This is a genomic window from Chryseobacterium sp., from assembly GCF_022712095.1.
GTDB lineage: Bacteria > Bacteroidota > Bacteroidia > Flavobacteriales > Weeksellaceae > Chryseobacterium.
Window position 1 is genome coordinate 1 of the sequence record NZ_JALAHD010000120.1, and the last position, 11,194, is coordinate 11,194.

12 protein-coding genes, 2 tRNA genes and 1 pseudogene are annotated in these 11,194 nt (G+C 34.5%); 4 read left to right on the forward strand and 11 right to left on the reverse strand.

Annotation, left to right across the window (positions count from 1 at the left end; all coding sequences use genetic code 11):
• Window positions 1-188: 188 nt before the first annotated feature.
• The 4 genes from Q0A18_RS06015 (at window position 189) to Q0A18_RS06030 (ending at window position 1,060) form a co-directional block, all read left to right on the forward strand.
• Window positions 189-509 carry a hypothetical protein gene (locus Q0A18_RS06015; RefSeq protein ID WP_292009250.1) on the forward strand — a complete coding sequence of 107 codons (321 nt, stop codon included), beginning with the start codon at window positions 189-191 and terminating at the stop codon, window positions 507-509.
• A gap of 67 nt (window positions 510-576) precedes the next feature.
• On the forward strand, window positions 577-831 hold the full coding sequence (gene rpsT, locus Q0A18_RS06020; protein WP_292009251.1) for a 30S ribosomal protein S20: 255 nt from the start codon (window positions 577-579) through the stop codon (window positions 829-831).
• Window positions 832-841: 10 nt separating this feature from the next.
• Window positions 842-913: transfer RNA gene (locus Q0A18_RS06025), tRNA-Glu, on the forward strand.
• Between the two features lie 75 nt (window positions 914-988).
• Window positions 989-1,060: transfer RNA gene (locus tag Q0A18_RS06030), tRNA-Glu, on the forward strand.
• Window positions 1,061-1,507: 447 nt separating this feature from the next.
• On the opposite strand, the gene Q0A18_RS06035 is transcribed toward Q0A18_RS06030, so the two are convergent.
• The 11 genes and pseudogenes from Q0A18_RS06035 to Q0A18_RS06085 all read right to left on the reverse strand — a co-directional run bounded on the left by Q0A18_RS06035 (window position 1,508) and on the right by Q0A18_RS06085 (window position 11,048).
• Window positions 1,508-2,311, reverse strand: coding sequence for a hypothetical protein (locus tag Q0A18_RS06035; protein ID WP_292009252.1), 804 nt, complete (start codon window positions 2,309-2,311; stop codon window positions 1,508-1,510).
• A 20-nt stretch (window positions 2,312-2,331) separates the two neighbouring features.
• Entirely contained in the window at window positions 2,332-3,135 is an 804-nt protein-coding gene (locus Q0A18_RS06040; protein ID WP_292009253.1) for a hypothetical protein, read from the reverse strand.
• A gap of 2 nt (window positions 3,136-3,137) precedes the next feature.
• Window positions 3,138-3,932, reverse strand: a complete 795-nt coding sequence (locus tag Q0A18_RS06045; protein ID WP_292009254.1) for a hypothetical protein — start codon at window positions 3,930-3,932, stop codon at window positions 3,138-3,140.
• Window positions 3,933-4,636: 704 nt separating this feature from the next.
• Window positions 4,637-5,332: pseudogene (locus tag Q0A18_RS06050) on the reverse strand (VIT family protein).
• 143 nt (window positions 5,333-5,475) lie between these two features.
• The gene (locus Q0A18_RS06055; RefSeq protein ID WP_292009255.1) at window positions 5,476-6,150 is read right to left on the reverse strand and encodes a superoxide dismutase; all 675 of its coding nucleotides are present in this window, start codon (window positions 6,148-6,150) and stop codon (window positions 5,476-5,478) included.
• Window positions 6,151-6,174: 24 nt separating this feature from the next.
• A complete protein-coding gene (locus Q0A18_RS06060) occupies window positions 6,175-6,870 on the reverse strand; it encodes an SCO family protein (protein WP_292009261.1) in 696 nt (231 codons plus the stop codon).
• Window positions 6,848-7,126: a YHS domain-containing protein gene (locus tag Q0A18_RS06065; RefSeq protein WP_292009256.1), complete on the reverse strand. Its 279-nt coding sequence runs from the start codon at window positions 7,124-7,126 to the stop codon at window positions 6,848-6,850. Before Q0A18_RS06065 ends, Q0A18_RS06060 begins: the two co-directional genes overlap by 23 nt.
• Before the next feature lie 76 nt (window positions 7,127-7,202).
• Entirely contained in the window at window positions 7,203-7,562 is a 360-nt protein-coding gene (locus Q0A18_RS06070) for a hypothetical protein (protein ID WP_292009257.1), read from the reverse strand.
• Between the two features lie 133 nt (window positions 7,563-7,695).
• Entirely contained in the window at window positions 7,696-9,657 is a 1,962-nt protein-coding gene (locus Q0A18_RS06075; protein WP_292009258.1) for a heavy metal translocating P-type ATPase, read from the reverse strand.
• 45 nt (window positions 9,658-9,702) lie between these two features.
• A complete protein-coding gene (locus Q0A18_RS06080; RefSeq protein ID WP_292009259.1) occupies window positions 9,703-10,125 on the reverse strand; it encodes a transcriptional repressor in 423 nt (140 codons plus the stop codon).
• Window positions 10,126-10,166: 41 nt separating this feature from the next.
• Window positions 10,167-11,048, reverse strand: coding sequence for a bestrophin family ion channel (locus Q0A18_RS06085; RefSeq protein WP_292009260.1), 882 nt, complete (start codon window positions 11,046-11,048; stop codon window positions 10,167-10,169).
• Window positions 11,049-11,194 lie beyond the last annotated feature (146 nt).

Sequence of the window (11,194 nt, forward strand, 5' to 3'; positions counted from 1 at the left end):
AACATCAATTGATTTTATCTTTGAGAAAAAAAATATATTTTTGTAGTTTGGTTCTTAAGTTTAAAGCATTGAATAAATCCATAATAATTTACAATAGCTTTAGATAAAGAAGTGCACAATTCAGATGATAGAAAATCAGCCATAGAAAGATATTTTTATCTTTTAAAAGCTAAAAATTTAGAAATACCATGCCGGATTTAAAAATACAAGAGGCGACATTGCTTTTTAAAAAAATCCACTCCAACCCTAAAAGTTATGACTTAAAAATCAATGAAGACGGAATAACTGGCAGTGATAAGGAAATTAGTTTCAGACTTTACAGGAGTGGGGAAGATAGCGTCTTTGAGGTAACTATAGAAGGACTTATTTTCACTAATAATACCGGAGAATGGAATAATGCCATTATCATGTTGGGAAACACGATAAGGAGAATAGAAAGAGAAAAGGAAAATTTAAAAATAGAACAGGCAATTGATAAACTCCGAAAATATTTATCCAAAGAAAATTGAAAAAAGAAGGAAATAAATTTGGCGGATAAAAAAAAAGTTTATACTTTTGCACTCACATTTGAACGATATGGCAAATCATAAATCAGCATTAAAAAGAATTAGACAAAACGAAGCTAGAAAACTTCGTAACAGATACTACCACAAGACTGCAAGATCAGCTATGAAAGTATTGAGAAATGAGGAGGATAAAGCTGCTGCTGCAGAGCAATTGCCAAAGGTTATCTCTTTGTTGGATAAATTAGCTAAGAAAAACATTATCCACAAAAACAAAGCGGCTAACTTAAAAAGCAAGTTAACTAAGCACGTTAATAAATTAGCGTAATTATATAGTTGGCCCGTTCGTCTATCGGTTAGGACCTCAGATTTTCATTCTGGTAAGAGGGGTTCGATTCCCCTACGGGCTACTAATTTTTAAAAAATCACTGTTTATATATTCAGTGATTTTTTAAAGGCTAACTTCGAATTAACATATAAAATCTGGCCCGTTCGTCTATCGGTTAGGACCTCAGATTTTCATTCTGGTAAGAGGGGTTCGATTCCCCTACGGGCTACTTAACGACAATTACAAAACTCTGATAATATAAGTATCAGAGTTTTGTATTTTGAATCCTCACACAATTCTTCCTATTTTCCGAAATCTCTCTTAGGGGATCTTTACAAAACGTAATTTCTAAAGTTTTCACTTTTCTTTTGGCCAAGCATCTTAGAACAATCTCATTTTCGGAAACATTTTATATGAAATGGTTGTTATTAAATCCGGTACTATAAAGTATAATAGCTCTATGTAATCCTCAAATACAGATAAAAAGCCTAAAAACCTCGTACTAATTATAACGGTCTTTCTTAAAAAGGCGGAAGGTTCAAAATATAAAGAGATTTTATCCTCATTAAAGGACACGACAATTATCAACTCTCCTCTTCATAGAAAATGCAGAACTAATGTTCTGCATTCTCATTTTAAAATCAATATAATTGACTCTATTTAAATTTGATTTGATTTAATTAATCTTAATTACAGTAACACTGGAAAGACTCGTCGTATCATAATTTACAGTTCCATTATAATTTGTTCCATCTTTGTAACGTGCTGAATGCATAGTAAGTATCTGCCCTGCCTTGGCATTAATATAGGAATTGGATCCAAAGGCAAATCTTCCATTAATATTAACATCGGAAGGATCATACTGTGGTACTAATGTAATAATTTTTGCAGAAGCCAGATTGCCGTCCAGATTGAAGTAGATATAATCACTTACTCTGGAGTTGTCTACCGCAGGACTTTGCTTTAATGCCAGATTAGCTGAAACAAGATATAAACCATCCTGTTTTATTCTTAGTTGATAGTCTCCAAGCTTTTCATATACTGAGCCGGAGGTGTCAGAATTAAAAACCACAGAATTAAAAATATCAATGCCCACAGGTGAAGCTACACTTACAGGATTAAAATTCATAGTACTTGTCGGAGAATTAGAAAATTTGATCACCTGTGACTTTGTTCTCCCTATCGCTGCTGGAAATACCCATTCCGCACCGTCCCACACATAAACACTGGGAATTACGCTTTGTACACCTGTCCCCGCATTTACAGTATTAAAAACCATCGTTCCGACAGGAATATTACCTGATAAAGGAGCCTTATCGATAGTTGAGCTTAAAGCGACCCGGGGAATTAGCACCCCTTTATTAGCAGAAGTAATATCTAATACAGAAGAAGATGCAGGAGAATCTGTCCCTAATCCCACCTGTCCGAAAGCCAAGGTTACAGGAAGGAGCATCATAAGTTTGATATATATTTTTTTCATTATTTCTAGTTTAAAAATTTTTAACGGATTCTCAATAAAGCGATACTTGAATCTCCTGACTGAAGAAATTTAACATCAGCTACACCATAATTGTTAGCATATGTACCCGCCGTTTTCTTTATTTTCACAGATAATACATCTCCTTTGTTCAATTCAATATATTCGGTGAATGAATGAGAGAATAGCCCTCTGTTGTTGTTGATAGAGGTGGTATATCCCGGAGAAAATACCTGCTCTGTCCCAACCGGTTGATCATTAACATATAATCTGGCTGTCATAGATAATCTTGCTGGATTATCAGCAGTCAGACGGTCAAATGATAATAAAGTAGATATTGAATAGAGCCCTGACATCCCCAAAGTCACTGTATGATTATTTGAATTAACATTGTAAATAGATTCACTTTCATTAAATACTTCACTTCCAAAAAGCTGTACATTCTGCCAAGCTGTCGTATTATAATTGGTTACATTTTCCGCATTAACATATTTAGCTGTTACATTCTCCAAGTTGGTACTTAAGTTGGTCCATTGTTTTTCTTCTGCACTCCACCAATGTAACCCCGGACTAATAATATTAGGGAAACTTCCAGAAAGTGTTGTATTAAAAACAATAGTTCCTGTAGGAATAGATGCATTCAGTGGAGAGACAGAAGTTCTCGAGCTTAAAGCAAGTCTTGGAAACAAAACTCCTTTATTAGTACTTTCCAGTTGCATCATTACTCCGTCTTCGATATTTGTAGTATTGACTCCTATCTGAGCGTGTAATTCACCGCTAATAACACCTACTGTTAATAATGCGGCATATATAATATACTTCTTCATAATTATCTGATTTTTTCTATAGAAATTGTAGATGTGTCTGGGTTTTTAAATTGTACATCAGTACTAGGATCAATTTCATAGGACCTTACACGAAGGGTATACCCTGCTACGTTTATGGGAATATACACTACAAAGGTCTTTCCGTTAGGGAAATTACTTTCTGCCCCTCCTTCAGTATCCCATCGTCCCGGGATATATAAATTATCAGAAACAATATTATCCTGATTATTAACTACAATTTCAATCCCGAAATTATCCGCACCTCCCGAAGAAGCAAGATCCAGATTAAGGATTACTTTATAGTAACCAACTTCATTAATTTTTAAAGTAGTATTATCAATTTTCTGATATAATGACGGATTGTTATTAAATCTTACATTCTCAAAAATAGGAGCAAATATTCCATCATCAGCATTAATATCCGTACTGGTATTCTGATTAGAGAATAAAGCCGTTTCACTGGCTTCTTTTTGTGCCATTCTCACCCATTCTGAAGTGGTACCACTCCCGTCCCAATAATAAATACCAGGAGTAACAGCTGAGTCTCCAGAACCTGAAGTAGCCGTATTATAGACCATCAAGCCAGTAACAGCCTGACCGGTAACGGGTGCAAAAAGCTCAGTGGAAGTAAGTGCAACTCTTGGGAAAAGAACTCCTCCATAGTAAGTACTGGAAGTTTCAGGCTGGCTTTCAACCTGAAGAATAATTCCATTATGTACATCTTTTGTACCCACTCCAAATTGCCCGAACATATTCAGGCTTAATGAAGCTGATACTAATAAAAACATTTTTCTCATTGTTGTTTTGTTATAAATATTTATTAGGTTTATCACATAGGAATTCTTTCTATACAATTTTATCATGTATAGGAATTTTTGCTTAGATTTTTTTAAAAAAAATTAAGCTATTTTAAGATTTCGGAAATTTTGAAATTAAAAAAGGGAAGTCGAATATGTAGAATTAGAGGGGTTGTATTCATCATATAAAGTTTTCGTATTTGTAAGACAAAATTATACGTATCTCATATTATTATATACATACTACTTACCTCGATATCACCCGCAAGTGTAAACAAGAGGGAATCATTTGTGGGAAAAGGCAAAACAAATATCAAAAAACAAACAAGTAAAACTCAAAAAATCAATACATTAAACCAATCAAGGCACTTACATATATGTAAATTAAATTAGAAAATAAAAAAGCTAAAAAAGACACAAAAAAGGGATAAAGAGGGGGTTTTATACTATAAAAAATATATAATTTAACTAGTAAAACTGAATTAAAAAAGGAAAATACCTTAAAAAAAAATTAAATTTAACTCTACTATTATTCTAGAATCATTCTCAACAAAAAAAGCTACTCCTAATCATTACATTAGAAATAGCCTCTCATTATGTTCAAAATTCAGAATATTTCATTCCTCATTACTCAATAAATTACATCCTCATTTCTAATACTTGTTCTGATTAGATTAGATTAGATTAGATTAGATTAGATTAGACTAGCCTACACTTACTCCGAACAGATGTCCGACAAAAGCAGTTATCCCCATTGCAATCGTCCCCCAGAAACATATTCTTACTACAGCAGCTCCAATAGATGAACCTCCTGTTTTAGCGGAAATAGCTCCCAGTATCATAAGAAAAACAATTGTAAAACCATATTGATAATAGACCATTTGTTCGATAGGAGCTAATAATGAGACTATAAAGGGTAAAGCGGCTCCAAATCCAAATGAACCGAATGAAGCGATAGCAGCCTGTAAAGGTCTTGCCTGAGTAATCTCATTAATTCCCAGTTCATCTCTTGCATGGGCTTCCAGTGCATTATGATCAGTTAATTCTTTTGCAACCTGTAAGGCAGTTTCTTTACTGACACCTCTCTGTTCATAAATCTTAGCCAATTCAATCAGTTCGATTTCCGGAAATTATTCCAGTTCTTTCTGTTCTCTTTCCAGATCTGCTTTTTCAGTATCAGCCTGAGAACTTACAGAAACATATTCTCCTGCTGCCATAGACATTGCTCCTGCAATCATTCCAGCTAATGCTGCCAAAATAATAGTGTGCCTATCCGGTTCTGCAGCTGCTACTCCTATGACAATACTTGTTGTTGATAATAATCCGTCATTAGCTCCTAAAACTGCTGCACGAAGCCAGCCTATCCTATTGACATAATGTTTTTCTAATTGATGATGCATACTAAATTTAACCTGTTCAGTTTAAAGTTAACATTTTTTATTGAGTACAGCTTTAATAAATACCCGTTAAGGGTATAATCTTACTATTAAAAAGAGTAATATAAAAAATGCAGCATACGTATGCTGCATTTCAAGCTGGTTAATTATTTTTTGCTTAAAGCTTCATCATATCTTTTACTTACCTCTTTCCAGTTCATTACATTCCAGATAGCACCCAAGTAATCTGCTCTTTTATTCTGATATTTAAGATAATAAGCATGTTCCCATACATCAATTCCTAAAATAGGAGTTCCTTTCTCCTCTACAACATCCATCAAAGGATTATCCTGATTAGGAGTGGAAGAAACAAATAATTTCCCATTCTTATCTACAGAAAGCCATGCCCATCCCGACCCGAAACGATCAGCTCCTGCTTTAGCAATTTTTTCTTTCATTGCATCTATACTTCCGAAACTTTCGTTGATTGCTTTCAAAAGTTTTGCAGAGGGCTGTGTGTTTTTTTCAGGAGTCAGCATTGTCCAGAAAAGCTCATGGTTATAGTGCCCACCTGCATTATTTCTTACTGCAGGACTTAATGTAGACACTTTCCCTAAGATCTGGTTTAAACTTTCCTTTTCTAACGGTGTACCTGCAATCGCTTTGTTCAGGTTAGTTACATATCCCGCAGCATGCTTGGTGTAATGAATTTCCATTGTTTGTGCATCAATGGATCCTTCCAGTGCATTGTATGCATAAGCCAATGGAGTCTGCTTAAATTGCGCAAAAGCAAATTGCGCCGCGAATACTGCACTTAAGGCAGCTATTTTCATAATTTTCATAATCAGTTATTTTATGATTAAACACTATTTCTTTAATAATTTTCTGATATCTTCTAATAATAACTCCCTATCCGGATGATACTGCCCACTCAATTTTGGAATTTTCCCTTCCGGATCTTCATAATTCAGTCCTGAGTAATAGAGAATAGGCATATTATCTTTATTATACCGGCAGCGGATATTTCCTTCTTTATCTACCAAGGCAATCATACCACTATGATTAAGGCTTTCTGCTTCATCTTCCTTATCGCCCACATAAATATTAAACTGGTCTGCTATTTTACCGATATAACCCCTGTCTCCGGTCAGGAAATGCCAGTTCGGAGATTTAACTCCTATTCTTTTGGCATGTTGTTTTAGGGCTTCAGGAGTATCATTTTCCGGATCTATACTTATGGAGACAATTCCGAAGTCAGAATCGTTAACCTCTTCTTCTAAAGCTCTCATATTGGTATTCATTACCGGGCATATCGTAGGGCATTTACTAAAAAAAAACTCAACCAGATATACTTTTCCCAGCATATCTTTATTGGTGATTTTCTTACTGTTCTGATCCGTAAGCTCAAAATCAGGGACTTTCATCACCGTATATAAATTATTTTTAAAATAACTCATCCCAATCCCTATTCCCAAAAAAAGTAATGCAATAACCACAATAGGAATTACAATCTTTCTTTTTGTGCTGGTATTATTCTTTTTATTTTTGGGCATATTTTTCAGGGGTTTTCTTAAATTCTTCTTTACAGTAAGCACTGCAAAAACCATACACCTTATTTTTATATACCATAGTATCTTTCAAATATTGTGCTGTTTCCATATGACAAATTGGATCTTGGGCATTAACGACTTTCACATTTTCCAGATTAGGCTGTGAAGAACTCATGCTTTTTTCTACATGCTTTACTTTAGGAGTTTCTTTTGTACAAGATATTAATGAGACGGACAGCAAAGCCATCAAAATGATTGTTGATTTCATCGGATAAAATTTTGATTAAAAAAATAAGAACCAGTTTTGATACAATTATCAAAACTTTATAATTAACATTAAAAATCTAAGCCAAAGGAGGACGGAATATTCTTGTAAAATATTCAGACGCAAAAAAATGAAAATAAAAGTTATTCTGATTTTTATTAAAACCTTCTGTTATTCCCTGATCTGAAAAAGAAAATATTTCACTGGAAATAAAAGCTTCCATTACAGGAATCTTCAAAGTTTGTATATTGGAGTGCTTCTCGGTTTTAGCAAGCTCTTTCTCTACGTAGCATTTTCCTTTACAGGTAGACCGAGGCTGGTCTTTTTTTTCACAAAGATTTTTAACGATATAATCATAATTAACCATATAATTCACAAATGGCAGAACCGGACGTACAACCATTGTAAAAATAATGAATATGGATATTAATAACTTCACCTGATCAAATGTACTACAAATATACTATTCTTACTTTATTTTAATGAATGACGAATGTCACTTCTTTGCCACAAAAATCAAAAGCTCCACTGAAAATCAATGGAACTTTCTTGTTTAGTTAATTAATGGATATTTAGAATTTCATTCTTTGTATTCTGACAGCATTTAAAATAGCAATCAAAGCAACTCCCACATCAGCAAAAACAGCTTCCCACATTGTCGCAAGTCCTCCTGCTCCGAGAATAAGCACGACTCCTTTAACAGTGAATGCAAGAATAATATTCTGCCATACTATTTTCTTAGTCTGTTTTCCTATGGAAATGGCCATCGGAATTTTACTTGGCATATCATCCTGTATTACCACATCAGCAGTTTCAATAGTTGCATCACTCCCTAGTCCCCCCATTGCAATTCCTACATCACTTAATGCAACTACCGGAGCATCATTCACTCCATCTCCTACAAATGCTACACTCTGACCTTTAGCTTTGATTTCTTTTACCTTGTTGACCTTATCTTCGGGAAGTAAATCTCCATATGCATTCTGAATACCAAGAGTATCGGCTACAAATTTAACCACGGATGACTTATCTCCACTCAGCATAGTGGAAGAAACATTCAATGCTTTAAGTTTGTCAATAGTAATTTGCGCATCAGCTTTAATACTGTCCGCAATTGTCAGATAACCCGCAAACTTTCCTCCATAAGCGACAGCAATTAAGGTATAAACAATTGTATCCGGCTTGATATCATAACTGATATTAAATTTATCTAGAAGCTTAAAATTCCCCACTAAAAGCTCTTTTCCATTAGCTACTGCTTTTAAGCCATGCCCTGCAATTTCTTCTACTTGTTCTAAAGGTAAATTATAATCTATCTCTCCTGCATAATTATGAATAGCCGTAGCCACAGGATGGGTACTCTTACTTTCCAGTGCATTCACCATTTTTAAAATCTCCTCCTGATTGAACCCTTCCTTTATAGATACCTGCTGAACTTTAAAGACCCCTTCCGTCATGGTTCCTGTTTTATCCATCACCACATTTTGTACCTCAGCAAGAACATCTAAAAAATTACTTCCTTTAAAAAGAATCCCATTACGGCTTGCTGCTCCAATTCCTCCGAAATATCCTAAAGGAATAGAAATAACCAGAGCACACGGGCATGAAATCACAAGAAATACCAGGGCCCTGTACAACCAATCCCTGAACTGATAATCGTCTACAAAAAAATAAGGAACCAGACAGATCAGTATTGCCAAAAGCACCACAATCGGGGTATATACTTTAGCAAATTTGCGAATGAACAACTCTGTAGGTGCTTTCTGGGCTGTAGCATTCTGAACAAGTTCTAATATCTTACTTAGTTTACTGTCCTGATATGCAGTAGTTACTTTTACCAGACTTACCGTGTTAAGATTAATCATTCCTGCTAACACAACTTCTCCCTTACCTTTGGTATCAGGCTTACTTTCTCCTGTTAATGCAGCAGTATTAAATGATGCTGATTGAGTGATCAGCTCTCCGTCCAATCCCAATTTTTCACCAGGTTTTAACTGAATAGTATCTCCTATATTTACAGTTTCCGCCTTGATAGTAACCGGCTGGCCATCTTTTAGAACCGTCACTTCATCAGGCCGCTGATCCAGTAAAGATTTTATATTACTTTTTGCCCTGGACACAGCCAATGTCTGAAATACTTCTCCTACCGCATAAAAAAGCATTACCGCAACTCCTTCAGGATATTCACCAATAGCAAATGCTCCTATCGTGGCTATACTCATTAATAAGAATTCCGAGAAAACATCTCCATTCCTGATACTTTCAAAGGCTTCCTTAAGTACAGGTAATCCTACTGGTATATAAGCGGCAAGATACCATACAATACGTATCCAGCCTTTAAACCACTCGGGTTTAATATAATTGTCCATTACAATTCCTGCCAATAATAAAATGAATGATATTATTGCCGGCAGAAATAGCTGGAAAGTCGTTTGATCTCCTGAATCATGGGAATGGTTGTGTCCATCCCCATCGAAATGTTTATGATCTTTTGTCTCTTTATTTTCCGATTTTGTACTACAACATTCTTCCATAAGTTGATAATTTTAAACAAATTTAAATTTAATAGAAATGCAATACTATTGCAAACTTTCCTGAAGACAATTTTCACAAATCCCTTTGGCGAAAAGTCTTATTTCATCGATCCTGAAATTGGTCTGCATATTTTCTGGCAATGCAATATCTTCTTTGCAGGTAGTTTGTTTACATATTTTGCAATAGAAATGAAGATGCCAGTCTTTATGTGTTTTTTCATCACACCCATCATGACACAATTTATATTTTGTTGTATTATTCTCCTGAATGCTGTGAACAATCCCTTTTTCTTCAAAGGTTTTTAATGTCCTATAAATAGTAATCCTGTCAGCATTATCAAAATGATTTTCAATTTCAGATAAGGATAATGCCGTCTCTTGGGAGCTTAACATATCATACACCAAAATTCTCATACTTGTAGGTTTGGTATTTTTATCTATTAATTTATTTTCAATGTCTTTTTTCATTATAATTAATTATAAAATTATAGCTTTTCCCATATATCATATCACATCACAAAATATTGAGAGTTCTCTTTTTTATCAGGAAGACCCTGATCTCCAATCATTTGCTTTAAATTAATTTCTATTGTCTGAGCCAGCGAAGTCATCGGTGTATCAACAGGAGTATTTTCAAAAGGATCCTGCATAAGAATGGATGTTTTTTCTATCGCAATAAAAACTACAGGAATAAGAATGGTAATGACTACTTCTACAATCAGCTGGGAATCATCCAGTCCAAATGGAAGTATAAATGCAAACACATAAATCAAAATATGTAAAAGTATACTATATGACCTTGGAAAAACGGTATTTTTCAATCTTTCACATTTTCCCATGCTGTCACACAGCCTCAAAATTGTTTCATTCAGCTGTATTTGCTTAAAATCCGATATCAATCCTTCTGCCGCTACCTTCCTCACATGTTCAGAATGCCCATCAAGCAATGCGTTTGGAACATTCAAAGCATGGATATGATGCGTATTTATATATTGCTGAACCCTGTCTGTAAAAGGCAATTTTCTTAAAGACTCCCCAAGAGCATAATTCCATATGACCTGCCTCTCTACAAATTCCTCAATATCTTTAGTTCTACTCTCAGGTAAAAACTGTATGATCTGCCTTATAAGTGTTCTGGAATCATTCACAATTGCTCCCCAGATAATACGGGCTTCCCACCATCTTTCATAGGACTGGGAAGTTCTAAAGGCAAGCAGTAAAGATACTGCGGTCCCTAAAAGTGCCGGGATACTTAATGGGAGACTTATTTTTTGAAACTGAGGAAGTTCATCCAAAATCCCAATCAGCACAGCAAATAGGGTAATGAAAAGAATTTGAAATTTAATTTCCCTCAGGAAATACCCTACAGATATTCTTTGATTTAATAACATAATTTTGGTTTTAGAAGTTTTTATTAAAATCTGGAGCTTTCCAGTAATCTGGTTTTAGTCTTTACTATTTTTATAACAATATAAATGAAAACCCCCAGTATACTTCCTAAGATAAATAATAAATTGTAATGAAAATGATTTTTAAT

Coding starts and splice junctions, on each gene's coding strand:
- Q0A18_RS06085 (WP_292009260.1), bottom strand. CDS start 11,048: ATGTTATTAAATCAAAGAATATCTGTAGGGTATTTCCTGAGGGAAATT.
- Q0A18_RS06035 (WP_292009252.1), bottom strand. CDS start 2,311: ATGAAAAAAATATATATCAAACTTATGATGCTCCTTCCTGTAACCTTG.
- Q0A18_RS06015 (WP_292009250.1), top strand. CDS start 189: ATGCCGGATTTAAAAATACAAGAGGCGACATTGCTTTTTAAAAAAATC.
- Q0A18_RS06075 (WP_292009258.1), bottom strand. CDS start 9,657: ATGGAAGAATGTTGTAGTACAAAATCGGAAAATAAAGAGACAAAAGAT.
- Q0A18_RS06080 (WP_292009259.1), bottom strand. CDS start 10,125: ATGAAAAAAGACATTGAAAATAAATTAATAGATAAAAATACCAAACCT.
- Q0A18_RS06045 (WP_292009254.1), bottom strand. CDS start 3,932: ATGAGAAAAATGTTTTTATTAGTATCAGCTTCATTAAGCCTGAATATG.
- Q0A18_RS06040 (WP_292009253.1), bottom strand. CDS start 3,135: ATGAAGAAGTATATTATATATGCCGCATTATTAACAGTAGGTGTTATT.
- Q0A18_RS06055 (WP_292009255.1), bottom strand. CDS start 6,150: ATGAAAATTATGAAAATAGCTGCCTTAAGTGCAGTATTCGCGGCGCAA.
- Q0A18_RS06065 (WP_292009256.1), bottom strand. CDS start 7,126: ATGAAATCAACAATCATTTTGATGGCTTTGCTGTCCGTCTCATTAATA.
- rpsT (WP_292009251.1), top strand. CDS start 577: ATGGCAAATCATAAATCAGCATTAAAAAGAATTAGACAAAACGAAGCT.